This is a genomic window from Microbispora catharanthi (assembly GCF_006334915.2).
Taxonomy (GTDB): domain Bacteria; phylum Actinomycetota; class Actinomycetes; order Streptosporangiales; family Streptosporangiaceae; genus Microbispora; species Microbispora catharanthi.
Genome location: NZ_VDMA02000047.1, coordinates 1 through 24,365, shown reverse-complemented (window position 1 = coordinate 24,365; position 24,365 = coordinate 1). Strand labels below are relative to the sequence as shown.

The window sequence follows — 24,365 nt, the reverse complement described above, 5'->3', positions numbered from 1 at the left end:
GCAACACCCTGACCCACCGCATCCTGGGCCCGTCCTCGACCGCGACGATCCAGCTCGACTACTCGGCCATGCGCGACGGCGACCGGGCCGGACTGGCGATGCTGCGCGACTCATCGGCCTGGATCGGGATCCGACGCGACAACGGCCAAACCCGCCTGGTCGCGACCAACAACCTGACCATGAACAGCAGCTGGCAGACCACGTCCACCGGCACCGAGGCCGCCAGCACACCCATCTCGGGCGGGCGGATCTGGCTGCGGGTCAACGCCGACATCCGCCCGGGCACCGGCCGGCAGGCGAAATTCTCCTACAGCACCGACGGAGTGAACTTCACCTCGTTCGGACCGGCCTTCACCATGGGCAACGCCTGGCAGTTCTTCATGGGCTACCGCTTCGCCATCTTCAACTACGCCACCCAGTCCCTGGGCGGCGCGGTCACCGTCAACCGCTTCGACCTCACCACCCCCTGACACCGCCGACCTGACACCACTGACCTGACACCACCGACGCCGACGGCCCTCGGGGACGGATACGCCGATCCCGAGGGCCGTCGCCGTTACGCCGACCGGCGTGCGTCGGTAGGCCACTCGTAGCCGCGGAAGTGGGCGTGACCGGCCCCGGCGCCGGGTGGGCGGCATCGCGCCCACCCGGGTTCCGAGAGTCGCTCGCCGGCAGGGGTGACCGACTCTTGGGATCAGAGTCCGATGCTGCGGCTGCCGAGGTGCTTGGCCGTGGTGGCGGGGCTGCCGCCGACCGGCCAGTAGGGGAGGGAGGTGGTGGGGTTGGAGGCCCGCTGGATGAGGTAGGAGGTGCCGGCCTGTGCGGGGATGGCGATGGTGGCGCCGGTCTGGTTCGCCAGCACGGTGGTGCCGCCGCCGTTCACGACGGTGACGTCCTGGCCGGGCCAGGGGTTGCGGACGGTGATGGTGCCGTCGGCGCCGGCTTCGACGGCGACGGTGACCAGGGTGCCGTTGCGGATCTGGACGTGGGCCTTGCCCTTGTGCTGGATGTAGACGGTGCCGTCGGCGTTCCAGGTGCTCGGCCAGCCGGGGGCGATGCGCAGGGTGCCGTCGTAGTCCTGCACTAGGCCCTCGGTGACGGCGGCGGCGGTGACGCCCAGCTGCTCCAGGTAGGGGTTGGTCAGCTTACTGGGATCCCAGCTGGCGAACCCGTTTGGGAAGACCTGGTACTTGTTGACGTTGGCGATCAGCGCGGTGCGCATGTCGTTGCCCAGGCCGAGCCGGGCCGCGTGCAGCGCGTCGAAGCTCCAGTCGGTCTCGGTGATGTAGCTGCGGTGGCTGAAGGTGCGCTTGGCCAGGTCGGACTGGTTGCCGCTGTCGCCGATGAGGTTGTACGGCCACACCGGCTCCAGGCCGAGGTTCTCGACGTTGTGCTTGGCGGCGGTGGGCTGCGCCGACAGGGCGAGCATGTCGTTCCCGGCGGAGTCGGAGGACGGGCTCAGCACCTGGGTCTGACCGAAGTCGGTGCGGGGCAGCGGCCGGATCTTCGGGATCGCCGTCTGCAGGCGGCCGACCAGGTCGGAGTCGACGCCGAGGGTCTGGGCCGCCTGCACCGTCACCGGGAACAGCGCCTGCATCGCGGCCACGTCGGTGATCGGGTCGTTGATCGACCACTGCGTCTCGTGGGCGTTGGAGTGAGTGTGCAGCAGGCCGTCGGATCCCGCCTTGGCGTGGGACAGCAGGAACTTGGCCGAGTCCCGCATGACCGGGTAGTTCGCCGACAGGAACGCCCGGTCGTCGGTGGCCAGGTAGGTCTGCCAGATCCACAGGCCGATCTCCGCCCCGGAGGTGACGGTCTGGGAGTTGTAGGAGGGGGCGATGGTCGAGTCGCAGGACTCGTTGCCCGAATACCAGCTGCCGTTGCCGTTGAAGCGCATGGTCTCCGGCACGCAGATGCCCTCGTGGCCCGGGTAGCGCGCGGCCGTCCAGGCGGCGATGTTGGACAGGTTGGTGCGGTAGAGGGCGAACATCGGCGTGTTCATCGAGAACGCCCCGGCCGACAGGTTGGCCTGGATCATCATCCGCAGGTTCCAGAACCAGTATCCGGCCGGGTACCAGGGCTGGGTGTCCTGGCCGACGTTGAACAGGTTGGCCTCACCGGCCTGGGTGCCCGGCAGGGTGTCGCGGTTGCTCGCGGCGATCGCGTACAGGTACAGCGTCCGCATGTTCTCGAAGTACTCGCCCGACCCGTCTCCAGAGGTGATCTTGATGAGGCCGACCGAGTTCCAGTAGTCGTGCCACCACGACAAGGTGCTCGCGGCCAGGTCCGCCGAGCCGCGGGTGAGATCGGTGCCCAGCAGGCCGGTCGCCGTGGTCAGGGCGTTGCCGCCCTTCCAGCCGGGGGACACCACGATCACCCGGAACGACCCGTCGCTGTTGGGCTGGAAGCTCACCTGCGCGGTTCGCGAGTCGGGATTGGACGCCCGCACGTTGCGCCCGCCCGCGCTGACGCCCGCCATGGTGCCGAACGTCTGGCCGGAGGCCCACGTCCCGCCGTCGGTCCACGACTCAGACAGCGTCGCCACCGATCCCGACGCCTCGGCCCTGGGGTTGCGCGGGCTCCACAGTTTCACCTGTGCGGTCTGGGAGCTGTTGGGGTCGGCGCCGGTGACGTCCACCACCAGCTGAGAGGTGTCGGCCCGCACGTAGGCCTTCAGCGTCATGCCGCCGCCGGACTCGTACAGCGTCCCGTCGTACAGGTCGAAGTAGCCCTTGAAGTCCGACGCCCCGGTGAGCCTGCTCAGCCCGGGGATGGCCACCTGGCCCGGCGACTTGCGGTCGGGGAAGGTGTCGTTGCGGTTGAGCTGCGCGGTGAACCCACCTCCGCCCCAGGCGGGGGCGCCCAGGGTGCCGTTGCCCAGTGGGACGAACTGGGCGGAGCTGGTGTTGGCCTTGCTGAGCACGATGTTCGACCGGCGCACCACGTTCGGAACGTCCACCACGAACTTCCCGTCCTGCCACGCCGTCGAGTTTCCGCTCGGCGACACCGACGGACTCGGGGACGCCGACGGGCTGACCGAGGGGCTGACCGACGGGCTGGCCGACGGGCTGGCCGAGGGGCTGACCGAGGCGCTGGGGGATGGGCTGGGGGAGGGGCTGGGGGAGGGGCTGGTGGTGACGGTGCCCGTGCAGGGGGTGCCGTTGAGAACGAAGTCCGTCGGCACCGGGTTGGCCGAGCCGCTCAACGTGCCGTTGAAGCCGAAGCTCGTGCTGCCGCCGGTCGGTATGGACGCGTTGTAGCCCGCGTCGCTCACCGTGACCTGCGCGCCCGACTGGGTGTAGCTGCCGTTCCACAACTGGCTGATCGTCTGCCCGCCGCCGAACGACCAGGTCAGCTTCCAGCCGTTGACCGGATCGCCCAGGTTGTTAACGCTCACATTAGTGCCGAAACCACCTGGCCACTGGTTGGTCACCGTGTAGGTGACCTGACAACCGGCGGCGGCGTGGGCGGACGGGACGCCGATGAGGGCGGCGCCGACGCCGACGCCGGCCGCGGCCGCGAGTGCCATGCGTAACCGATGGGATTTGAGTCGCATGCTGTTGGTCCTCCAGGGGGCGGATTCACGGGAGGGGCCGTCGCCGACCCGGCGGCGACGTCGAGCGCCTTTCCAAATCCGGAGAATCGTCCGTCTAGACATAGGACGTCTTCGTAGGCGGACAGTACGAAGAGCCCTGTTCGCCGTCAAGTTCCCAACCGGCTCACAGTCAAGCTGTGGCCCGGGGCGCGCGGTTGGCCTGCCCAGTGGCGAGAGGTGGCCGCGGACCGCGCCGGGCGACATCATTCCTGGTCGGTCCAGTGCTTCGAGCGTGCCGTGCGCTCGGGGGGCCACTCAGGGACGCCTGGTCGCGGTCGCCGGTAGACCCGGGGCCGCGGGTGCGGGACCCGTGAAACGTACATGTCCGGCCGCACCCCTCGGACATGCCGCGCATCCTTACATGCGCTGCACCCTTGTTTCATGGGATGACTGACACAAGGAAGTGCCGACACACGCCGACGCATACGGTCACCTGCCGACCGCGCTCACCGGCCGCCGTGGCCCGGAGGTCGTGTCGCCTTCGTGCCGGTCTCCGGCTCCCCGGCGGCTCACTCCTCCAGGCGGTAGACCCGTGTCGCCGTGTCGCGGAAGACGGCCTCGCGGTCGGCGGCCGTCAGCCCGGCATCCGTGAGCAGCGCCGAGACCGTCTCGGTCCAGAGGGGCAGGGAGCCGGCGAGGAGACAGACCGGCCAGTCGGAGCCGAACATGAGACGAGACGGACCGAACGCGTCGAGCGCCACGTCGACGTACGGGCGCAGCGCGGCGGCGTTCCAGTCGTCCCACGCCGCCTCGGTGATCAGGCCGGAGAGTTTGGCCGTCACGTTGGGCTCCGCGGCGAGCTCACGGATGAGACCCGCCCAGGGGTCGAGCTCTCCGGACGCGATCGGCGGTTTCGCGAGGTGGTCGAGGACGAAGGTCAGCTCGGGCACGGCGCGTACGGTCTCGATCGCGGCGGGCAGCTGGTGCGGCAGGACGAGCAGGTCGTAGGCGAGTCCGGCCGCCGCGACCTGCCGCAGCCCGCGACGCACGTCGTCGCGGGCCAGCCAGCGCGGGTCGGATTCGCCCTGCACCAGGTGGCGGATCCCGTGCAACAGGGCGCCACCGGGCGAGGCGGCCAGGGCGGTGAGCTCGTCGGCGAGATCGGGCCGGGTCAGGTCGGCCCATCCGACCACCGCGGCGACGGTCCCTGACCGCGCCGCCAGCGCCAGGAACTCGCGCGTCTCCTCCGCGTCGCCCAGCACCTGCACGAGCACGGAGCGGCCGATGTCCGTTCCGGCCGCCGCGGCGGCGTAGTCGGCAAGGGTGAAGTCGCGGCGGATGGGAGCCATCTCCGGGGGGTCCAGCCACGTCTGCGGGCGCCGGGAGAGGTCCCACAGGTGGTGGTGCGCGTCGATGCGGGTCACGCTCGGAGCCGCGGGGGGAGTCGCAGCGGAGGTCACAGTGGAGGTCACAGTGGAAGTCACAGCGCGTCGAAAGCCTCTCGTGCCAGTTCCTGTAACGGTCTGCCGGTGGCCTCGGCCAGGGCGGCCAGGTCGTCGTACTCGGGTTTGACCCCCCACGGCCCGTGCTTGATCCGGACGTCCCGGCCGTGCAGGCGCACGGTCTCGAAGTGCCGGGGCAGGGCGACCTTCTCCACCGCGCCGCGCCGCAGGCCCAGGCTCCCCGTCTCGGCGAAGACCAGGTTCTGCAGGTCGTCGGCCAGCTCGAGGGGCGTGAGGACGTGCAGGACGTGCGCGGGGCGCCCCTTCTTCATGACGGCCGGCGTGATCCAGGCGTCCGCCGCGCCCGCCGCGAGGGCTCGCTCGATGACGTGCCCGAGGACCTCCCCGGTCACGTCGTCGAGGTTCGTCGACAGGACGATCTGTGTGCCGGTCTCGGCCACCGGCTCTCCGAGCATGGCCACGGTCACGTTGGGCCGGTCGGGCAGCACGCGCCCGCCCGCGCCGTACCCCGTGGCGCGCAGGGCCATCTCCGGCGCCGGGCCGTACGCCGTGCCCGCGGCGCGCAGCAGGGCCGCCCCCGTCGGCGTGACCGCCTCTCCCGCCTCCCCGCCCCGCACCCGTGCGCCCTTCAGCAGAGCGAGCGTGGCGGGGGCCGGGACGGGCAGCACGCCGTGGCGGGTGTGCACCGTGCCGCCGCCCAGCGGCAGCGGCGCGGAGTGCACCCGCGTCACCCGGAGATCGCGCAGCGCCGCCGCGCATCCGACGATGTCGATCAGGGTGTCGTGCCCGCCGAGTTCGTGCAGGTGGACGTCGGCGGCCGGCACGCCGTGCAGCGCGCCCTCCACCTCGGCGATCGCGGTCAGCGCCGCCTCCGCCACGGTCAGGCCGGTCCGGGCCGCCATAGTGATCAGTTGCGCGGCCGGGCGCTCGGTGGCGTCGTCGTCGACCTCGATCCGCACGCGGGTGGCGGTCAGCGCTCCGGTGCGCACCCTCTCGGCGTCGAGCCGCCAGCCGGTGAGCCCGGTCGCGGCGACCGCCTGCCGTACGGCGTCGAGCGAGGCTCCGGCGTCGAGCAGCGCGCCGAGCAGCATGTCGCCCGCGAGTCCGGTGAAGGGGTTGAGGCAGAGGATCACCGGGGCGTCCTCCTCGTGAGGCGGTAGGCCGCGAGGGCGGCGCCGAAGCCGGAGTCGATGTTCACCACGGTCAGCCCGGCGGCGCAGGAGGTCAGCATGGCCAGCAGGGCCGTCACGCCCTCCAGCGCGGCGCCGTATCCGGTGGAGGTGGGCACCGCGATCACGGGCGTCTCGACGAGACCGCCGACGACGCTGGCCAGTGCGCCCTCCATGCCGGCGATGACGATCACGCTGTCGGCCGCGCGCAGGTCATCGGCGGCGGCGAGCACGCGGTGCAGCCCGGCCACCCCGACGTCCCTGACCGTGACGGTCCGCAGGCCGAGCGCGGAGGCGACGGCCGCAGCCTCGGCCGCGACGGGGCCGTCCGCCGTCCCCGCCGTGACCACGGCCACCGTGTGCTCGACGGGCGGCGCCGGCCGCCAGACCAGCAGCCGGGCGTCCGGGTCGTACGAACCGCCGGAGACGAGCGCGCGCACCGCGGCGGCTGTGCCGGGTTCGACCCGCGTCACGAGAACCGGCCCGGTGTTCCGGCCGAGCAGAGCGGTGACGATCCCGGCGATCTCATTCACCCGCTTGCCCGGGCCGTACACCACTTCGGGCAGCCCCTGGCGCGTCTCCCGGTCCAGGTCGACGCGCGCATAACCGAGATCTAGCGACTTGCTCATGTCGGGACGATATATCCGACGGTCAGCAGGAGATTCGCGTAAAGCCGGTCGTCGCCGGTCGCGACGGCGAACGCGACGTCCGGCTGTTTCGCGGCCTCATAGAAGTCGAGCCGGTCCATCGCCTCGATGGGCAGGCCCGGGCCGAGCAACTCCCGGTAGCGGGCCAGCACCTCCGGCTCGCCGCCCTCGTCGGGACGCATCGAACGGACCGACTCCAGCGGTACGGCGTCCACGAGAACCTCCAGGACGTCGTCCACGCGGACCAGCCCGGGCCGCAGGTTGAGATGGATCACCGGGGCTCCGGCCCGCACGTTGGTGGCGTGGGCGTAGTTGGCGTCGGCGAGCAGCACGCGCGATCCGTGACCGGTGGCCGCGAGCGCGGACAGCAGCGGCGGGTGGATCAGGGGGTAGCGGAGCACGGTCACTCTTCCGCGAGGTAGGGGATCGTCATAGGGCCTTCCGGCAGGACGCAGACCCGTCCGGGCAGGGCGCGGACCGTGGCGGCGATGTCGCCGGTCTGCTCCAGGTGGGCGGCGGCAAGGTCGGCGTCGCCCAGATACGACGTGTGCATGATCACCTGGGCGTGCCGCTGGATGCGGGCCTGGATCTGGACCTGCCACTGGTCGGGGACGGTCTCGGTGCGGCGGGAGATCTCCTCGAACAGCGCCTCCGGGGAGGCGGCGGAGGTGAGCACGTCCCGGTAGGAGCCGTGGTCGGGGAAGCCGTCCCGGCACTCGGCGGCGCAGATGACGGTCCCGCCGGGTTTGACGACCTGGGCGGCGGCGCTCATCCCCTTCACCGACTGGTACAGGTTCTGGTCGAGCGGGAAGCCCGCGTTCGTCGTCACCACCACGTCGAAGGGTTCGCGAACCGGGCGCATCGCGGCGGCGCGGGCGGCGGCCGTGGCCGCGGCGTGCATCGGCAGCAGATCGCCGCCGAACGCTTGCACGATCTTCTGCTCCCGGTTGAGCACGACGTCGAGGGCGAAGGTGACGCCGGTCGCGGCGGCGATGGCGCGGACGTCGTCGTGGACGGGATTGCCCTGGATGACACCCCAGGTGGCCCGGGGGTCGCCGATGCGCGCCGCGTCGTGCAGGGTGAGCACGGTCTCCAGTGCGGCGAGCCCGGGCGCGACCAGCTTGGGGCCGCCGGAGAACCCGGCGAAGAAGTGCGGCTCGACGAAACCGGTCGTGATCCGCACGTCGGCGTCGGTCCACTCCCGGTTGAGCCAGACCGGTACGTCCTTGCCGTGGCGGCCCATCCACCTCAGTGACGACGCGTCGCGCGCGTCGTGGTTGACGATCCGTACGGCGTCCACGACGTGGTCGCCGAACATCGCGCGCAGTTCGGCGTCGGTGTTGCCGCGGTGGGTGCCGGTGGCCACCAGGATCACGATGTCGCCCAGGTCGACGATCCCGTCCAGTTCGGCCAGGATCGCCGGGATCATCAGGTGCCGCGGCTGGGGTCTCGTACCGTCGCAGGCGGAGATCGCGACCGTCTGGCCGGGGCGCACCCGCTCGCGCAGCGGCGGGCCCGCGACGGGTTCGCGCAGGGCCCGCCGTAGTTCGGCGGCCTCGTCCGTCACGGCGGGCCGGGCGACCGGCGCGATGACCGTGGTCCGGTCGTCCGGCAGCTCAACGACAAGGCCGCCGGTGCCGTAGGCGAGGTCAACCCGCATGGTTCAGGTCCTCCCAGAGCCCGTCCGGGATGTCGGCCGCCGCCAGCGCCAGATCCTCGGCGATCTCCTCGGCGCTGCGTGCGCCGATCAGGACCGTGGTGACGGCCGGGTGCCGGTGGGGGAAGCGCAGGGCCGCGGCGGGCAGCGGCACGCCGTGCGACGCGCAGATCCGGTCCAGTTCGCGTGCCCGTTCCAGCACGGCGGGCGGGGCGGCGTCGTAGTCGTAGGTGGTGCCGCCGGCGAGGATCCCGCTGTTGAACACTCCGCCTGCGACGACGGCGACGCCGCGCCGCTCGCATTCGGGGAGCAGCTGGTCGGCGGCGGAGCGGTCGAGCAGCGTGTAGCGTCCCGCGACCAGGACGGCGTCCAGGTCGGTCTCGCGGACGAACCGGGTCAGCATCTCGGCCTGGTTCATCCCGGCGCCGATCGCGCCGATCACCCCCTGGTCGCGCAGCTCGGCCAGCGCCGGATACGCCTGACCGGCGGCCTGCTCCCAGTGGTCGTCCGGGTCGTGGATGAACACCAGGTCGAAGTGGTCGAGCCCGGTCCGGTGCAGGCTGTCGTCCAGCGAGCGCAGCACGCCGTCGCGGCTGTAGTCCCGCACCCGCACGAAATCGGTGCGACCGGGGAACCCCTCCTCCTCGCCTCTGCCGGGCACCAGCACCCGGCCCACCTTCGTGGAGACGACCGCCTCGGCGGCGGCTTCTGGCAGGCCGCGCAGGAACCGCCCGAGACGCTCCTCGGCCAGCCCGCTCCCGTAGTGCGGCGCGGTGTCGAAATAGCGGATCCCCGCCTGCCACGCGGCGGCCAGCGCCTGCTCGGCCTGTTCCTCGCTCACCGCCGCGAACAGCCCACCCAGCGGCGCCGTGCCGAGCCCGTAGCGTCCCAGCCTGCCCACCAGGCCACTGGCGGCGGCCGTCACGACGTCACCGGCTTCAGCCGCAGGCCCGACATCCCGCCGTCCACGGCCAGCTCGACCCCGGTCGTGGACCCCGCCCGCGGGCTCGCCAGATAGGCCACCGCGTGGGCGACCTCCTCCGGCGTCACCAGGCGGCCGTGCGGCTGGCGGGCGGACAGCGCCGCCCGCTCGGCCTGCGGATCGGGGGCGGCGTCCAGCAGCCGGCCGACCCAGGGGGTGTCCACGGTGCCGGGGGTGACGCAGTTGACCCGAATGCCCTCGCGGATGTGGTCGGCCGCCATCGCGCGGGTCAGCGCGAGCACCGCCCCCTTGGACGCCGAATACAACGCCCGCTGCGGCAGGCCCGCCGTCGCCGCGATCGAGCAGGTGTTGACGATCGCGGCGTGCGGGGACCGGCGCAGGTGGGGCAGCGCGGCCCGGGTCACCCGGGCGACCCCCACCACGTTCACGTCGAACACCCGCAGCCACTCGGCGTCGTCGTTGTCGGCCACCGTGCCCTGCGCACCGATGCCCGCGTTGTTCACCAGCACGTCGATCCGGCCGTACGCCTCCGCCACCGCCGTGACAGCCGCACGTACAGAGACGCCGTCGGCCACGTCGCAGACGAACTCGGTGTCCTTCAGGTCCAGGACGGCGACGCGGGCGCCGCGGGCGCTCAGCTCCTCGGCGACCGCCCGGCCGATGCCCGAGGCCCCGCCGGTGACGATCGCCGCCAGGCCGTTGAACTCTCGACTCATGCCTGTCCCATACGCTGGCGCTGGCGGCCCAGGCCGTCGATCTCCAGCTCCACCACATCGCCCTCCCGCAGGTAGGCCTGCGGGCCACGGCCCAGCGCCACCCCCGCCGGAGTGCCGGTGTTCACCACGTCACCCGCCTCCAGCACCATGAACTGGCTGAGATACCAGATCACGTGATGCACCCCGAAGATCTGGTTCTTGGTGTTCCCGTTCTGCCGCAGCTCCCCGTTCACCCACAACCGCAACCCCAGCGCCTGCGGATCGCCGACCTCATCGGCCGTCACCAGCCACGGACCCAGCGGGTTGAACGTCTCACACGACTTGCCCTTGTCCCACTGGCCGCCGCGCTCGTTCTGGAACTCCCGCTCCGACACATCGTTGGCGATCGCATACCCCGCGATCACCTCCGCCGCCGCCTCCGGGGATTCCAGATATCGCGCCGTACGGCCCAGGATCACGGCCAGTTCGACCTCGTAGTCGGTCTTCACGCTCCGGCGCGGCACCAGCACCTCGTCATCGGGGCCGACCATCGTGTTCGACGCCTTCATGAACACCACCGGCTCGGCCGGGATCGCCGCCCCCGTCTCCTCCGCGTGATCGGAATAGTTGAGCCCGATACAAATGATCTTGCCGGGCCTGGCCACCGGCGCACCCACCCGCTCATACGGCCCCGCCTCCGGCAGCCCGCCCTCCGCCAGAGCCGACCGCACCCGCTCGACGCCTCCCTCGGAGAGGAACGCGCCGTCGATGTCGGCCGTCAACGACGACAAGTCGAACACCCGTCCGTCGGGCGCGAGCACGCAGGGTCGCTCCTCGCCCACGGGACCCACTCGCAACAGCTTCACGATCTTGGCCTCTCCGCTGGTTCACAGGGCCATGTGCCGTGCCGAGCCTGCCAGATTCATCGGGTTGAAGTAAAGCCTTTGATGGGATATCGGCCGACTTGCCTTGACCTTCTTCCAGTGTGACCCTACTGTTCCAATCACATTCATCGGATCAATTGGAGTTCGCCCATGCCGACGATCACCTCCGTGAACGTGATCGACATCAGGTTCCCGACCTCCGCGACGCTCGACGGCTCGGACGCCATGAACCCGGACGGCGACTACTCCGCGGCGTACGTGGTGCTGGAAACCGACGATGGCGACCTGGCGGGGTACGGTCTGACGTTCACGATCGGGCGAGGCAACGACCTGTGCGTGGCCGCCGCCCGGCAGATCGGGGCGCGGCTGGCCGGACGCGACGTGGACGAGCTGGCCGGCGACCTCGGCGGGCTCTACCGCGAGATCATGGCCGACAGCCAGATGCGCTGGCTCGGGCCGGAGAAGGGCGTCGTGCACCTGTCCGCCGCGGGCGTTCTCAACGCGGCGTGGGACCTGGCGGCCCGCCGGGCCGGCAAACCCCTCTGGCGCTTCGTGGCCGACATGACGCCCGAGGAGCTGGTCGCGGCCTGCGACTTCCGTTACCTGTCCGACGTGCTGACCCCCGCCGAGGCCGTCGGGATGCTGGCCCGGCTCGCCCCCACGCGCGAGGAGCGGATCGCCGAGCTGGCCGAACACGGCTATCCGGCGTACACCACCTCTCCGGGCTGGCTCGGCTACGACGACGGCAAACTGCGCCGTCTGTGCCGCGAGGCCGTCGCCGACGGCTGGACGCATGTCAAGCTCAAGGTCGGCGCCAACGTGGAGGACGACGTCCGCCGCCTGTCGATCGCGCGGGAGGAGCTCGGCGACCGCGTCCTGATGATCGACGCCAACCAGGTGTGGGACGTGCCCCAGGCCATCGAGTGGGTCAACCGCCTCGCGCCGTACGAGCCGCTGTGGATCGAGGAGCCGACCAGCCCCGACGACGTGCTCGGCCACGCCGCCATTCGCAAGGCGATCGCCCCCGTCGGCGTCGCCACCGGCGAGCACTGCCACAACCGCGTCATGTTCAAGCAGCTTCTGCAGGCGGGCGCGATCGACTTCTGCCAGATCGACTCCTGCCGGCTCGCGTCGGTCAACGAGATCGTCCCGGTCCTGCTCATGGCCGCCAAGTTCGGCGTGCCCGTCTGTCCCCACGCCGGCGGCGTCGGATTGTGCGAGCTGGTCCAGCACATGGCCGTCGTCGACTACGTGTGCGTGAGCGGCAGTCTGGAGGGCCGCGTCCTGGAATACGTCGACCATCTGCACGAGCACTTCACCGACCCCGTCCGCATCGAGCGCGGCCGCTACCTGCTGCCTGGCAAGCCCGGTTACAGCGCTCGTATGCACTCCGAGTCGGTCGACGCGTACCGCTACCCTGATGGCCACCAATGGGGAGGCTGACGTGGGCGCCATCGAGACGGCGATCGACACCGTCAAACAGATGATCATCGATGGGGAGCTGCGCCCGGGGCAGAAGCTCCCCGTCGAGAAGAATCTGGCCGAACAGCTCGGTGTCGCCCGAAACACGCTGCGCGAGGCCGTGCGCGCGCTGGTCGCCATGCGGGTCCTGCAGACGCGGCAGGGCGACGGCACCTACGTCACCAGCCTCTCTCCCGACCTGCTGCTCGACGGGATGAGTTTCGTCGCCGATATTCACCTGGACGCCGGGGCGGGGGAGTTCCTGCACGTGCGCAGGATTCTGGAGGCGGAGGCGACGGCGCTGGCGGCCACGCGCATCCCGGACGCCGATCTCGCCCGCCTGGGCGATCTGCTCGACGAGGCCGAGACGGTCGCCGCCTGCGATCCTGTCGATCACGAGAAAATGGTCGCTCTCGACCAGGACTTCCACGCCCTCATCGCCTCCCATTGCGGCAACGCCGTCCTCGCCGCCGTCATCCAGAACATGTCCGGCCGCACCGTACGAGCCCGCGTCTGGCGGGGCATGAGCGACCCCGAGGCCGTTCACCGCACCCTCCGGGAGCACCGGGCCGTCCATCGGGCTCTGCTGGCGCGGGACTCCGAACGGGCCCGGCTCCACGCCGCCCTGCACGTCCTCGGCGTCGAGGAGAGCCTCACCGGCTCGCGCGCCTTCGCGGGCGAGGCCGCTCATGGCTGATCGTCCCGCCTCCGAGAGAGAGAAGACGGCGGACGCCGGCCGGGAGAGTGCGGCGGGCGCGGTGAGCGACGCCGTGGACCGGCTGATGGCCCGGCTGCGCCGTGAGGACGCGGTCGTCGTCGCCTACTCCGGCGGCGCCGACTCCGCGCTGCTCGCCTTCGCCGCCGCGAGGGTGCTCGGCAGGCGCGCACTGGCCGTCACCGCCGTCTCGCCCAGCCTGGCCGCCTCCGAGCGGGCCACGGCACGTGACTTCGCACGAGCCCACGGCCTGGCCCATCTGGAGGTGTGCACGGACGAGGCCGACAGGCCCGAGTACGCCGCCAACGGCGCCGACCGCTGCTACCACTGCAAGTCGGCGCTGTTCGACGCGCTCACGCCGCTGGCGGCCGCCATGGGCGCCCGGATCGCGCTCGGCACCAACCTCGACGACCTCGGCGACCACCGCCCCGGGCAGCGGGCCGCGGCCGAGCGCGGGGCCATCGCACCGCTGGTGGAGGCCGGGCTCACCAAGGCCGACGTCCGCGCGGTCAGCCGGAAGCTCGGCCTGGTCACCGCGGACAAGCCCGCCGCGCCCTGCCTGGCCTCGCGGGTGAGCTACGGCGACCCGGTCACGCCGGAGGTCCTGCGCAGGATCGAGACCGCCGAGGGCGCGCTGCGCGAGCTCGGCTTCCCGGTGTGCCGGGTGCGCGCACACGCCGGCGGCACACTCGCCCGGGTGGAGGTCCCGCACACTGAGATCCCGCGGGCGTGCGAGCTGCGCGAGCGCGTCGATGCCGCGGTCCGCGGCGCGGGCTTCACCTTCTGTTCGCTGGACCTGTCCGGCTTCGCGTCCGGGCGCCTCAACGCGCTGCTGCCGCTGCTCCCCTCATGACGCGCTCCCCGACCTGAAGCGGAAGGGGCCTGAACCGGAACGCCGGGTGATCCCCGCCTTCAGGCGAAGCGGGAATCACCCGGCCGTTTCGCGTTTGACGCCCCCGGACCCGTACGCGGTGAGAGCGGGGGAGACCGGCGCGGGGGTCGGCCTCCCCTTCTCGTCATTCCTGCGACTTGCCGCCGGTGAGGCGGGAGATCGCGAGCGCGGTGAGGATGATCGCCCCGTTGAGCGCCTGGATCCACTGCGCGGGGACGCCCGCGAGGGTGAGGACGTTCTGGATCATGTAGAGCAGCAGGATGCCGGTGAACGCGCCGAACACGGTGCCCTTGCCGCCGTTGAGGCTGACTCCGCCGATGACGGCGGCGGCGAACACCGTGAAGATCGCGCCGTCCCCCTGGGCGGCGGCGACGGAGGCGAGCCGGCCCGTCAGCAGGAGACCGCCGATCGCGGCCAGCAGGCTGGCGGAGATCAGCGTGATCCACAGCACCCGGTCGGTGCGGATGCCGGCCGCCCTGGCGGCGTCGACGTTGCCGCCGATCGCGTAGAGCGCCCGGCCGAACCGGGTGAAGCCCATGACCACGATGCCGGCCGCGAACAGCAGCAGGCAGATCCAGATCGACGCGGGCACGCCCAGCCACATCGTGGAGCCGAAGTAGGTCATCGACGGCGGGAGGTTGAAGAAGGTCTGCCCGCCGGAGATGCCGGTGAGGAGGCCGCGCAGCACGATGAGCATGCCCAGCGTGACGATGAAGCCGTTGAGCCCGAAGCGGACGATGAACAGCGAGTTCACCACCCCGACCAGCACCCCCACCGCGAGGGTGATGGGGATCCCCCAGGCTCCCGGCAGCAGCCCGAGCCCGGCCCCCGTTCCGCTGGCGACCGTCAGCCAGGCGGCCACGCCGGGCGCCAGCCCGAAGGTCGACTCCAGCGAGAGGTCCATCCGGCCGGCGATCAGCACGAGCGTCTGCGCGAGGACGAGGAGCGAGATCTCCGACATCGTCTGCAGGATGTTGATCAGGTTGTCGCTCTGCAGGAAGATCGGGTTGACGATCTGCCCGACGATCGCGATCACGATGACCGCGGGAACGAGCGCGAAGTCCCGCAGCCGCGCCAGGGGGATCTTCGAGCGGCGCCTTTCCGCGGCCTCTTCCGGCGCGGGCGGGCTCGGTGGCTGTCCCGTCGCGGCGTGTGCGGCGGTGGTCTCAGGCATCGAGGTCGACTCCTTCCATGGCGGCCACCATCTCGTGGTCGTGCCAGCCGGCGGCCAGTTCCGCGACGACGCGCCCGTGGAACATCACCAGCACCCGGTTGCACAGCCGCAGGTCGTCAAGTTCATCGGAGGCGATCACGACGCCGGTCCCGGTGTCGGCGATCTCCTCGACCTTGCCGAGCAGGAACTCCTTCGACCGGACGTCGACCCCGGCGGTCGGCGTGATCAGCACGAGCAGCCGGGGATCGTTCGCCAGGGCCCGAGCCATGACGACCTTCTGCTGGTTGCCGCCGGACAGCCCGGAAACGGGGAGATCCGGGCCGGGTGTCTTGATCGCAAGATTGTTGATCATTTCGCGGGCCATCGCGTCCCTGCGGCGGCCGCTGACGAAGCCCGCCTGACCGAGCCGCTCGGGCACGGTCATCGTGGCGTTGTCCGCGATCGACATCAGGGGGACGAGCCCTTGCTGGTGGCGGTCGCGAGGCACGAAGCCCACACCGGCGGCCAGCGACTCCGGCACGCTTCCGGGGCGGGGGCGGCTCCCGGCCACCTCCAGGGTCCCCTCCTGGGGGGCCCGCAGCCCGACGACGGTCTCGGCGAGCTCGGTCTTCCCGCTGCCGCCCAGGCCCGCCAGCCCCACGATCTCCCCGGCCCGGACCTGAAGGTCGACGTCCTGGTAGACGTCGCCGTCGGACAGTCCCCGTACGTCGAGGACCACCGGGGTCTCCGCCGGGACCGGCGGGCGGACGGCGTGCTCGCGCAGGCCGGCGGCCTCACCGGTCATCGCCGCCACCAGCTCGCCCTGCGGCAGGTCCGCCACCGGCGCGGTGAGGATGTGCCGGGCGTCCCGGTAGACGGTGACCGTGTCGCAGATCTCGTAGATCTCCTGCAGGTGGTGGCTGATGAACAGGAAGGTGACTCCCTGCTCGCGCATCGCCCGCATCCGGTCGAAGAGGCGGGCGATCGCCGCGCCGTCGAGCTGGGCGGTGGGCTCGTCGAGGATGATGAACCTCGCGCCGAACGACAGCGCCCGGGCGATCTCCACGAACTGCCGCTGCTCCACCCCGAGCTCACCGGCCGGCCGGCGTACGTCGACGTCCACCGACCACGCCTCCAGTTGCTCGGCCGCCTTCCGCCACAGGCCCTTCCAGCCGACCAGCCCGAACCGGTTGCGATCGTGCCGGTTCAGATAGAGGTTCTCCGCCACGGTCAGCTCAGGGATGATCGTGGACTTCTGGTAGACACAGGCGACCCGCTCACGCCAGGCGTCGCGGTCCGACAGCCGCGGAGCGGGGGTCCCGGCGAAGCGGACCTCGCCCTCGTCGGGCGCCTGCAGGCCCGTCAGGATGGAGACCAGGGTCGACTTGCCCGCGCCGTTGCGGCCGACCAGGGCGTGCGTCTCCCCAGGCCTGATCGTTATGTGGGCGCGGTCCAGCGCCGTCGTCTCGCCGTACCTCTTGGTGATGCGCTCCGCCTCCGCGACCGCGGGCCGGTCCGCACCACGGTCCGGCCCGCTGTCACGGGCGGGTGGAGGGCTCGCGGGCCCTCCCGCGAACTCTTCCATTGCCACGCCCTCTCAGCTCAGGTTGTTGCCCCACAGCGACTTGTCGTCGTGCTTGACGCTGGGGATGCCGCCGTAGGTGCCGCCGTCGGCGGTGACGAGCGGCGCGGACAGCTGGTCCTCCAGCAGGCCCGGCCGCACCTGGATGATGGTGCTGTCGTGATCGGTCTTGCCCGGCTGGAAGGTCTTGCCCTCGATCGCGGCCTGGGCGTACGACAGCGCCCACTTGGCGTACAGGTCCGCGGGCTGGGAGACGGTCGCGTCGATGTTCCCGGCGGCGATGTCCTTGAGCTCCTGCGGGATGCCGTCGTTGGAGACGACGAAGACGTGCTTGGGGTCGTCCGGCGGCACCAGGAGGTCGCGCTGCTTGAGCACCTGCAGCGTGCCGGCGAGCGCGAAGCTCGACTGCATGTAGACGCCCTTGACGTCCGGGTTCGCGGTCATGACCGTGGAGAGCTTCTGCGAGGCCACGGCGCCGTCCCAGTTGGTCGCCTCGCCGAAGACCTTGATGCCGGGGTAGTTCTGCTTCATGCAGTCGTTGAACGCCTCGGTGCGGTCGCGGCCGTTGATGGAGGCCAGGTCGCCCTCCAGCATGACCACCTTGCCCTTGCCGCCGAGCTTCTCGCCCAGGAACTTGCAGGCCTTCTCCCCGTACGCGCGGTTGTCCGCGCGCACGACCATGAAGGCGTTCCCGGTGTCGGGCCGGGTGTCGACCAGCACGGCGGGGATCTTCTTGGTCTCGAGCTGCTGCAGCGTGGGCGCCACCGCCGCGGTGTCCTGCGGCGCCATCACCACGCCCTTCACGCCCTGACCCATCAGGGTCTGCACGTTGGAGGTGAGCTTGGCGATGTCGTTCTGGGAGTTGGTGGTCTTGACCTCCGCACCCAGCTCGCCGGCGAACTTCGGCACGTAGCTGATGTAGGAGTTCCAGAAGTCCGTATCGGAACGCGGGTAGTCGACGCCGATGACCGGCTTCGCCGCTGCGTTGTTCCCGCCGCCGGAGTTGTCGTTTCCCGTACCGCTGTTCCCGCCGCAGGCCGCGGCGAGGCACCCCGATATGGCTAAGGCCGCGGCGAGCGCGAACCGTCTGCGTTCCATCGTCTCTCCTTCTGAAGCACCACGGCTGCCATGCCGTAGCTGACCGCGCCACGCTCAGGTGACGCCCGCGCCGCTGTGCGGAGCGTGGGCGAGGCTCGCCGTGAGCGGGCTAATCACTGACAGGACATGGGATGTCTTTCTATGCTCAAAACCGCGCCAGTGTCCAGACCTTGAGGAGGGATGGTGATATTCCGTTATTCGAGCGGCTCCCAACCAGCAAGGGATCCGACGTATCGACCGGCCTCGCCGGGCCGGGAGACCGCGACACATCGCATGTCTGTCCCGGCTGAAGGCGCGGCATCCGGCAGAGGTGCGGCTGGTTCTGAGAGCGTTCCCGTGCGCTCGGAGGGACCGTGTGGAGGGCCGCTGTCCTGACATACCAAAATGCAGGTATGTCGTTGACCGAGCAGGCGATCGAACGCATCAGGCAGCTCATCAAGGACGGGACGCTTCCCCCGGGCGCCCGGCTGCCTCCCGAACAGGAGTTGGCCGCCGAGCTGGGCCTGTCCCGCAACCTGCTCAGAGAGGCCGTCCGCTCCCTCGTCACCACACGCGTGCTGGAAGTACGCAGGGGCGACGGCACCTACGTCACGAGCCTTTCGCCGGAGTTGTTGCTCGAAGGAGTCGGCCTCGCCGTCGAGATGATGCGGGGCGACGATCTGCTCGAGATCACCGAGGTGCGACGCCTGTTCGAGCCGGTGGCGACGGGTCTGGCCGCCGCCCGGATCACCCCCGACCAGCTCGCGGACGTCGAACGGCATCTCAACGCCATGATCGCGGCGCAGAACGACATCGAAGCGCTCAACCATCACGACGACGCCTTCCACCGGGCCGTTTTCGATGCGACGGGCAACAAGTCCCTGTCCGCCCTGCTCGGCGGCATCGCCAGCCGGACCCTCCGGGCCCGCGTCTGGCGCGGGCTCGTCGAAGAGAACGCGGCCGGCCGCACGATCGCCGAGCACGCCGCCATCTACCGCGCACTCGCGGCCGGCGACGCCCCCCTCGCCCAGGCGGTCGCGCTCATGCACGTCAGCACCACGGAGACCTGGCTGCGGGAGAACCTCGGCCGTTCGCGGTCCGGCGCCGAGCCGGATGCGGTGAGGTGATCACGGCCATCGCGCCATGTCCCGGCATGTCACCCCACGTCGGCCTCCGCCCGGCCCGAGGTCAGTCGGCCACCGGGTCGGACGGCGCGTCGCCGTCGTCGGGCAACCGGTGCAGGGACTCCTCGACCCCGATGAGATGGTTGGCCATCCGGATGCGCGCCCGTTCGGAATCGCGCGCCGCGAGCGCCGCCCAGATCGCCACGTGCTCGTCGTGAGTGCGCCGGTCGGCACCCTCCTCGTGCAGGCTTCGCCACAGCCGCCCGCGGACGGTGCGCCTGGCGAACGCCTCGATCAGGCCGATCATGACCGGGTTGTCGGTATGGGCGGCGATGATGCGGTGGAAGGCGATGTCGATCTCGATGAGACGCTCGTGGTCGTGGGGTGCCTGACCCACGATCCGGGCCGACTCGCCGAGCAGGTCCCTGGCCTGGCAGAGCGCCTCATCGGTGATCCTGGTCGCGGCCAGCCGCGCCGCTTCGGCCTCGAGCAGGCGCCGGACGGTGTACACGTGCCGCGGGTCGCCCTGGCCGTGCAAGTCGACGGCGAAGCCCATCGGAGCCAGCAACTGCGTCGCGTCGAGCTTCGTGATGTACGTCCCGTCACCCTGCCGGGTGCTGACGATCCCGAGGATCGACAGCGCCGAGACCCCTTCGCGCAACGCCCCGCGCGAGACGCCCAGCGACTCGGCGAGGTCCTTCTCGACGGGCAGGCGGTCGCCGGGCCGCAGGACGCCGTCGAGGATCATCCGCTTGATGCTGTCCACTACATCGTCTGTGCGTGACATGGCAGGTAGGTTTCCCGAAAGTCCGACCGGAGCGGGGGATTTCCCCGTCACCACGGGCAGCCAGGGAACGGATGCGGCCTGCCCGCACGTCGTCGTCGCCCGTGCTCGTCGGGGAATTGGTGCTGCTCTACGGATACAGGACGCGGCCTCGAACCGCTACCCGGCGGCCTGTGGCCTTCCCCGCCTCCGTCCCGCGCCGGCTTGCTGCCCGGTGGCGCGGGCAACGCACTCTCGTAGCCGCCCGCGACGTCCGGTTCCCCCCCGCCGCCCACGGCCCCCACCGCGACCTGGATCAGTGCACGCCAGGGGACAGGGTCAGGACAAAGGTTAGATGTTTCCCGGGGTTGGAAAGGGCCAGATGACCGCCTTTCGGGCGTTTCTATAAGAATCGTTGACCGATACATCAAATCTTTGTAGCTTTGCCATCACCCCCTACACAGCCTCGTCACGCAGCCGGTCCCGCCGAACCCCGCCAGTCTCCTCGATGTCGGGTTCGCAGCCCCATTGGCGCGGTGCCGGCCGCCGACAAGGCCGCAGTGCGCTTGGAGAGCGAATGCCAGATCTGACGCGAAGGCAATTGATGAAGATCGGCACGGTCGGAGCCGGGGCTCTGATGCTGCCGATGCAATGGACAGCGGTCGCCCGAGCCGGATCGGTGGCACCCTCGGAGGTACGCGCCGCCAACGACATGGCGCTCTGGTACGACAAGGGCGCCGGCACGGACTGGCTCCGCGCCCTCCCCATCGGCAACGGACGCCTCGGCGCCATGGTGTTCGGCAACGTCGACGCCGAGCGCCTGCAGCTCAACGAGGACACCGTCTGGGGCGGCGGGCCGTACGACCAGAGCAACACCAAGGGCCTGGCGGCGCTGCCGGAGATCCGGCGCCTGGTCTTCGAGGACCAGTGGAGCCAGGCCCAGACCCTGATCGACCAGAACATGCTGGGCACGCCCGCGGGCCAGCTCGCCTATCAGACGGTCGGCAACATCAAGCTGACCTTCCCCGGCACCAGCGGGTTCACGGAGTACAACCGCCAGCTCGACCTCACCACCGCCGTCACGTCCGTCAACTACCTGCTGAACGGCGTACGGCACAAGCGCGAGGTGTTCGCCAGCGCACCGGACCAGGTCATCGTCGTTCGCCTGACCGCCGACAAGCCCGGCTCGATCACGTTCAGCGCGACGTTCGACAGCCCCCAGCGCACGACGCTCACCAGCCCGGACAGCACCACGGTGGGGCTCGACGGCGTCTCGGGCAACTTCGAGGGCATCACCGGCCAGGTCAAGTTCCTCGCGCTGGCCAAGGCCGTCGCCGAGGGCGGCACCGTCACCAGTTCCGGCGGAACGCTCCAAGTCTCCGCCGCCGACAGCGTGACGCTGCTGATCTCCATCGGCTCCAGCTACGTGAACTACAAGGACGTCAGCGGCGACTACCAGGGCATCGCGCAGCGGCACCTCGACGCCGCCCAGGGCAAGGCCTACGACACGCTGCGCAGCCGGCACGTGGCCGACTACCAGGCCCTGTTCAAGCGGACGACGCTCGAACTGGACCGCACCGACGCGGCCGACCAGCCGACCGACGTCCGGATCACCCAGCACGGGGCCGTCGACGACCCGCAGTTCTCCGCGCTGCTCTTCCAGTTCGGCCGCTACCTGCTGATCAGCTGCTCGCGCCCCGGGACCCAGCCGGCCAACCTGCAGGGCATCTGGAACGACTCACTGAGCCCGTCGTGGGACTCGAAGTACACCATCAACGCCAACCTGCCCATGAACTACTGGCCCGCCGACACCACGAACCTGTCGGAGTGCTACGAGCCGGTGTTCAGCATGATCCAGGACCTCACGGTGACCGGCGCCCGCACGGCCGAGGTGCAGTACGGCGCCGGCGGCTGGGTCACCCACCACAACACCGACGCGTGGCGGGCGACCTCGGTCGTCGACGGTGCGCTCTGGGGCATGTGGCAGACGGGCGGTGCGTGGCTGGCCACCATGATCTGGGACCACTACCTGTTCACCGGCGACGTCGAGTTCCTGAGGAAGAACTACCCGGCGATGAAGGGCTCGGCGCAGTTCTTCCTCGACACTCTCGTGGAGGAGCCGAAGCTCGGGTATCTGGTCACGAACCCGTCGAACTCCCCCGAACTCCCTCACCACTCGAATGTCAGCGTGGCCGCCGGTCCCACCATGGACAACCAGATCCTGCGTGACCTGTTCAACGGCTGCGCGGAGGCCAGCGAGGTCCTCGGCGTGGACGCGAGCTTCCGGGCGCAGGTCCTGGCCGCGAAGGACCGGCTCCCTCCGATGAAGATCGGCTCACGCGGCAACATCCAGGAGTGGCTGTACGACTGGGTGGAGACCGAGCGGACCCACCGGCACATCTCGCACCTGTACGGCCTGCACCCCAGCCACCAGATCACCAAGCGCGGCACCCCGGAGCTGTACGACGCCGCACGGCGGACCCTCGAACTGCGCGGCGACGACGGCACCGGCTGGTCGCTGGCCTGGAAGATCAACTACTGGGCGCGGATGGAGGAGGGCAAGCGGGCGCACGACCTGGTCCGCCTCCTCGTGACGCCGGCCAGGCTCGCCCCGAACATGTTCGACCTGCACCCGCCGTTCCAGATCGACGGCAACTTCGGCGCCACCTCCGGCATCGCCGAGATGCTGCTGCAGAGCCACACCGGCGAACTGCACGTGCTGCCGGCGCTCCCGGAGGCCTGGCGGAACGGAAAGGTGCAGGGCCTGCGGGGCCGCGGCGGCCACACCGTCGGCGCGGCGTGGAGCGACGGGCAGGCCGACGAGTACCTCATCACGCCCGACCGCGACGGTGTTGTCAAGGTGCGCGGCGGCATCTTCACCGGCCGCCACAAGGTCCTCGACGTCGCCGGCGGCACGGTCAAGGTGGAGAAGACCGAGCCCGACGCCGTCAAGATCACTGCACAGGCCGGTCACACCTACCGGGCGTTCGCGCTGCAGAAGGTCTCGGTGGCCGCGCCCGCCGAGGTCACGCCGGGTCAGGGGGCGAAGGCCAAGGTCACCGTCCGGGCGGTCGAGGTGTCGCTGGCCTCGGCGACGGTGGCCCTCACGGCGCCGGAGGGGTGGACCGTCACCCCCGCGCAGGCCAACGTGGGTCCCCTGGCGCCGGACGCGACGGCCACGGTGGAGTTCACCCTCACTCCCGCCACCGGCGCGGCGGCCGGCACCGCGGTCCTCACCGCCGTGATGAGCGGCACCGAGGCGGGCGAGAACTGGACCGCGTCGGCGAAGGCCACGGTGCAGGTGTGGGGCGGCGGGGAGAAGCCGCTGGAGGAGCTGTTCAGCAACGTCGGCGTCACCGACGACACCAACACCAACCTCGGAAACTTCGACGGCAACGGCGCCAGCATCTCCGCCCAGGGGCTGGCGTCGGTCGGTGTCACCCCCGGGGCCACCGTCACCAAGAACGGGCTGAACTTCAAGTGGCCCAACGTCGCGGTGGGCACCCCCGACAACGCCATCGCCTCGGGGCAGTCCCTCAAGGTGACCGGGACGGGCAAGACGCTCGGCTTCCTGCTGACCGGGACCTATGGCGCGGTGTCCGGCCCGGCCACCATCGTCTACAAGGACGGCACGAGGCAGACCTTCACCCTCAGCTCACCCGACTGGTACGGCGCGCCGAGGCCGGAGGGCGACGCCGCCGTCGTGGCCCCCTACCAGAACCGGCCGAACAACCAACGGCAGAACACCGCCGCCACCATCTACTACGTCGGCGTGGCTCTGCAGAACAAGGAGATCTCCCGCGTCGACCTGCCCAACATCAGCGCGGGGGCGGCGAACGGGGTCGCGACGATGCACATCTTCGCCGTCGCGCTCGATTCCGTCACGCCGCCCTCGCCGGAGGTCAAGCTGACCGTCACCGCCACCACCCGCTGCATCGGCACCTCGGCCTACCTGGCGGTCACCGCCGTCAACAACGGTGATGTGCCGGCGACGATCACGCTGACCACCCCGTTCGGGTCCAAGACCGTGGCCGACGTGGCCCCGGGCAAGCAGGCCTACCAGTCCTTCAACACCCGCGCCACCCACATCGACGCCGGCACGGCGACCGTGAAGGGCACCGCCACGATCGACGGCAAGCAGGTCACCTCGTCCTACGACGCCGCCTACACCGCGGCCAGCTGCAGCTGAGCCGCTCACACCGCGGCCGGCCACGGCCGGCCGCACCGGCGGTGACCGCGGTCCCCACAACGGGGACACCGCCATAGCACAACCCGGGGCCGGCCGGCCGACCAGCCGGCCGGCCCCGCCCCTCATCAATGGAGCGATGATCATATGAAAATCAACAGGACCACGCAGGCACTGGCCGCGTCCGTGCTCGGCCTCACCCTGGCCGGGGCCGGCCTGGCCGGCCCCGCCGCGGCCGCCGACGACCCCGGCACCGGCAGCGGCATCGACGTGTCGGTGAACATCACCCCCACCACCACCCCCGGCCAGCTGTCGATGACCGTGGCCGACAACACCGGGGTGTCCCTGCAGGAGAACGGCTCCGACGCCGCCGCCCGCCAGTTCACCGGCACCCTGCCCACCGTCACGGTGACCGACAC

At 70.7% G+C, this 24,365-nt stretch carries 20 protein-coding genes; 7 read left to right on the top strand and 13 right to left on the bottom strand.

Annotated features, from left to right (window positions below):
* Positions 1 to 470, top strand: a 470-nt coding sequence (locus tag FH610_RS41990; protein WP_139580820.1) for a DUF1349 domain-containing protein, incomplete at its 5' end; no start/stop codon positions are given.
* A gap of 224 nt (positions 471 to 694) precedes the next feature.
* Here FH610_RS41990 and FH610_RS41985 read toward each other — a convergent pair.
* The 9 genes from FH610_RS41985 to FH610_RS41945 all read right to left on the bottom strand — a co-directional run bounded on the left by FH610_RS41985 (position 695) and on the right by FH610_RS41945 (position 10,975).
* Positions 695 to 3,556: a cellulose-binding domain-containing protein gene (locus FH610_RS41985; protein ID WP_205826451.1), complete on the bottom strand. Its 2,862-nt coding sequence runs from the start codon at positions 3,554 to 3,556 to the stop codon at positions 695 to 697.
* A gap of 548 nt (positions 3,557 to 4,104) precedes the next feature.
* Positions 4,105 to 4,959, bottom strand: coding sequence for an amidohydrolase family protein (locus FH610_RS41980; RefSeq protein WP_139580819.1), 855 nt, complete (start codon positions 4,957 to 4,959; stop codon positions 4,105 to 4,107).
* 56 nt (positions 4,960 to 5,015) lie between these two features.
* Positions 5,016 to 6,131, bottom strand: coding sequence for a nickel pincer cofactor biosynthesis protein LarC (gene larC / locus FH610_RS41975; RefSeq protein ID WP_139580818.1), 1,116 nt, complete (start codon positions 6,129 to 6,131; stop codon positions 5,016 to 5,018).
* Positions 6,128 to 6,796 carry a nickel pincer cofactor biosynthesis protein LarB gene (gene larB, locus FH610_RS41970; protein ID WP_139580817.1) on the bottom strand — a complete coding sequence of 223 codons (669 nt, stop codon included), beginning with the start codon at positions 6,794 to 6,796 and terminating at the stop codon, positions 6,128 to 6,130. The genes larC and larB overlap by 4 nt, the downstream gene beginning before the upstream one ends.
* On the bottom strand, positions 6,793 to 7,215 hold the full coding sequence (locus FH610_RS41965; protein ID WP_139580816.1) for an RbsD/FucU family protein: 423 nt from the start codon (positions 7,213 to 7,215) through the stop codon (positions 6,793 to 6,795). The genes larB and FH610_RS41965 overlap by 4 nt, the downstream gene beginning before the upstream one ends.
* A gap of 2 nt (positions 7,216 to 7,217) precedes the next feature.
* The gene (gene larA / locus FH610_RS41960) at positions 7,218 to 8,474 is read right to left on the bottom strand and encodes a nickel-dependent lactate racemase (protein WP_139580815.1); all 1,257 of its coding nucleotides are present in this window, start codon (positions 8,472 to 8,474) and stop codon (positions 7,218 to 7,220) included.
* Positions 8,464 to 9,396 (bottom strand): aldo/keto reductase, encoded by a 933-nt coding sequence (locus FH610_RS41955; RefSeq protein WP_240809517.1) that lies wholly within the window; start codon positions 9,394 to 9,396, stop codon positions 8,464 to 8,466. Before FH610_RS41955 ends, larA begins: the two co-directional genes overlap by 11 nt.
* Positions 9,393 to 10,130, bottom strand: coding sequence for an SDR family NAD(P)-dependent oxidoreductase (locus FH610_RS41950; protein WP_139580814.1), 738 nt, complete (start codon positions 10,128 to 10,130; stop codon positions 9,393 to 9,395). The genes FH610_RS41955 and FH610_RS41950 overlap by 4 nt, the downstream gene beginning before the upstream one ends.
* Complete coding sequence (locus FH610_RS41945) at positions 10,127 to 10,975, bottom strand: fumarylacetoacetate hydrolase family protein (protein WP_139580813.1); 849 nt, start codon at positions 10,973 to 10,975, stop codon at positions 10,127 to 10,129. The genes FH610_RS41950 and FH610_RS41945 overlap by 4 nt, the downstream gene beginning before the upstream one ends.
* Before the next feature lie 168 nt (positions 10,976 to 11,143).
* Here FH610_RS41945 and FH610_RS41940 point away from each other — a divergent pair, with 168 nt between their 5' ends.
* The 3 genes from FH610_RS41940 to larE are packed head-to-tail and all read left to right on the top strand — an operon-like array spanning position 11,144 to position 14,022.
* A complete protein-coding gene (locus FH610_RS41940; protein WP_139580812.1) occupies positions 11,144 to 12,436 on the top strand; it encodes an L-fuconate dehydratase in 1,293 nt (430 codons plus the stop codon).
* Position 12,437: 1 nt separating this feature from the next.
* The gene (locus tag FH610_RS41935; protein ID WP_139580811.1) at positions 12,438 to 13,151 is read left to right on the top strand and encodes a FadR/GntR family transcriptional regulator; all 714 of its coding nucleotides are present in this window, start codon (positions 12,438 to 12,440) and stop codon (positions 13,149 to 13,151) included.
* On the top strand, positions 13,144 to 14,022 hold the full coding sequence (gene larE, locus FH610_RS41930) for an ATP-dependent sacrificial sulfur transferase LarE (RefSeq protein ID WP_139580810.1): 879 nt from the start codon (positions 13,144 to 13,146) through the stop codon (positions 14,020 to 14,022). The genes FH610_RS41935 and larE overlap by 8 nt, the downstream gene beginning before the upstream one ends.
* A 163-nt stretch (positions 14,023 to 14,185) precedes the next feature.
* On the opposite strand, the gene FH610_RS41925 is transcribed toward larE, so the two are convergent.
* The 3 genes from FH610_RS41925 to FH610_RS41915 are packed head-to-tail and all read right to left on the bottom strand — an operon-like array spanning position 14,186 to position 17,894.
* A complete protein-coding gene (locus FH610_RS41925; protein ID WP_139580809.1) occupies positions 14,186 to 15,235 on the bottom strand; it encodes an ABC transporter permease in 1,050 nt (349 codons plus the stop codon).
* Positions 15,228 to 16,799 carry a sugar ABC transporter ATP-binding protein gene (locus tag FH610_RS41920; protein ID WP_139580808.1) on the bottom strand — a complete coding sequence of 524 codons (1,572 nt, stop codon included), beginning with the start codon at positions 16,797 to 16,799 and terminating at the stop codon, positions 15,228 to 15,230. The genes FH610_RS41925 and FH610_RS41920 overlap by 8 nt, the downstream gene beginning before the upstream one ends.
* Positions 16,800 to 16,811: 12 nt before the next feature.
* Positions 16,812 to 17,894, bottom strand: coding sequence for a sugar ABC transporter substrate-binding protein (locus FH610_RS41915; RefSeq protein ID WP_139580807.1), 1,083 nt, complete (start codon positions 17,892 to 17,894; stop codon positions 16,812 to 16,814).
* A gap of 392 nt (positions 17,895 to 18,286) precedes the next feature.
* Here FH610_RS41915 and FH610_RS41910 point away from each other — a divergent pair, with 392 nt between their 5' ends.
* Positions 18,287 to 19,000, top strand: a complete 714-nt coding sequence (locus tag FH610_RS41910) for a FadR/GntR family transcriptional regulator (protein WP_139580806.1) — start codon at positions 18,287 to 18,289, stop codon at positions 18,998 to 19,000.
* Positions 19,001 to 19,061: 61 nt separating this feature from the next.
* Here the strand turns inward: FH610_RS41910 and FH610_RS41905 are convergent, their stop codons facing one another.
* Entirely contained in the window at positions 19,062 to 19,784 is a 723-nt protein-coding gene (locus FH610_RS41905) for a FadR/GntR family transcriptional regulator (protein ID WP_139580805.1), read from the bottom strand.
* A 622-nt stretch (positions 19,785 to 20,406) separates the two neighbouring features.
* Here FH610_RS41905 and FH610_RS41900 point away from each other — a divergent pair.
* Together FH610_RS41900 and FH610_RS41895 are read left to right on the top strand one after the other, a co-directional pair.
* Positions 20,407 to 23,949, top strand: coding sequence for a glycosyl hydrolase family 95 catalytic domain-containing protein (locus FH610_RS41900; RefSeq protein WP_240809516.1), 3,543 nt, complete (start codon positions 20,407 to 20,409; stop codon positions 23,947 to 23,949).
* 144 nt (positions 23,950 to 24,093) lie between these two features.
* Positions 24,094 to 24,365 (top strand): hypothetical protein (locus tag FH610_RS41895; RefSeq protein ID WP_205826450.1); only part of this gene is annotated, 272 nt, incomplete at its 3' end.

Bases quoted from the DNA above. Each gene is read 5' to 3' on its own strand.
- FH610_RS41920 (WP_139580808.1), bottom strand. From the start codon at position 16,799: ATGGAAGAGTTCGCGGGAGGGCCCGCGAGCCCTCCACCCGCCCGTGAC.
- FH610_RS41985 (WP_205826451.1), bottom strand. From the start codon at position 3,556: ATGCGACTCAAATCCCATCGGTTACGCATGGCACTCGCGGCCGCGGCC.
- FH610_RS41905 (WP_139580805.1), bottom strand. From the start codon at position 19,784: ATGTCACGCACAGACGATGTAGTGGACAGCATCAAGCGGATGATCCTC.
- FH610_RS41900 (WP_240809516.1), top strand. From the start codon at position 20,407: ATGCAATGGACAGCGGTCGCCCGAGCCGGATCGGTGGCACCCTCGGAG.
- FH610_RS41925 (WP_139580809.1), bottom strand. From the start codon at position 15,235: ATGCCTGAGACCACCGCCGCACACGCCGCGACGGGACAGCCACCGAGC.
- larA (WP_139580815.1), bottom strand. From the start codon at position 8,474: ATGCGGGTTGACCTCGCCTACGGCACCGGCGGCCTTGTCGTTGAGCTG.
- FH610_RS41915 (WP_139580807.1), bottom strand. From the start codon at position 17,894: ATGGAACGCAGACGGTTCGCGCTCGCCGCGGCCTTAGCCATATCGGGG.
- FH610_RS41950 (WP_139580814.1), bottom strand. From the start codon at position 10,130: ATGAGTCGAGAGTTCAACGGCCTGGCGGCGATCGTCACCGGCGGGGCC.
- larE (WP_139580810.1), top strand. From the start codon at position 13,144: ATGGCTGATCGTCCCGCCTCCGAGAGAGAGAAGACGGCGGACGCCGGC.
- larB (WP_139580817.1), bottom strand. From the start codon at position 6,796: ATGAGCAAGTCGCTAGATCTCGGTTATGCGCGCGTCGACCTGGACCGG.
- FH610_RS41940 (WP_139580812.1), top strand. From the start codon at position 11,144: ATGCCGACGATCACCTCCGTGAACGTGATCGACATCAGGTTCCCGACC.
- FH610_RS41910 (WP_139580806.1), top strand. From the start codon at position 18,287: ATGTCGTTGACCGAGCAGGCGATCGAACGCATCAGGCAGCTCATCAAG.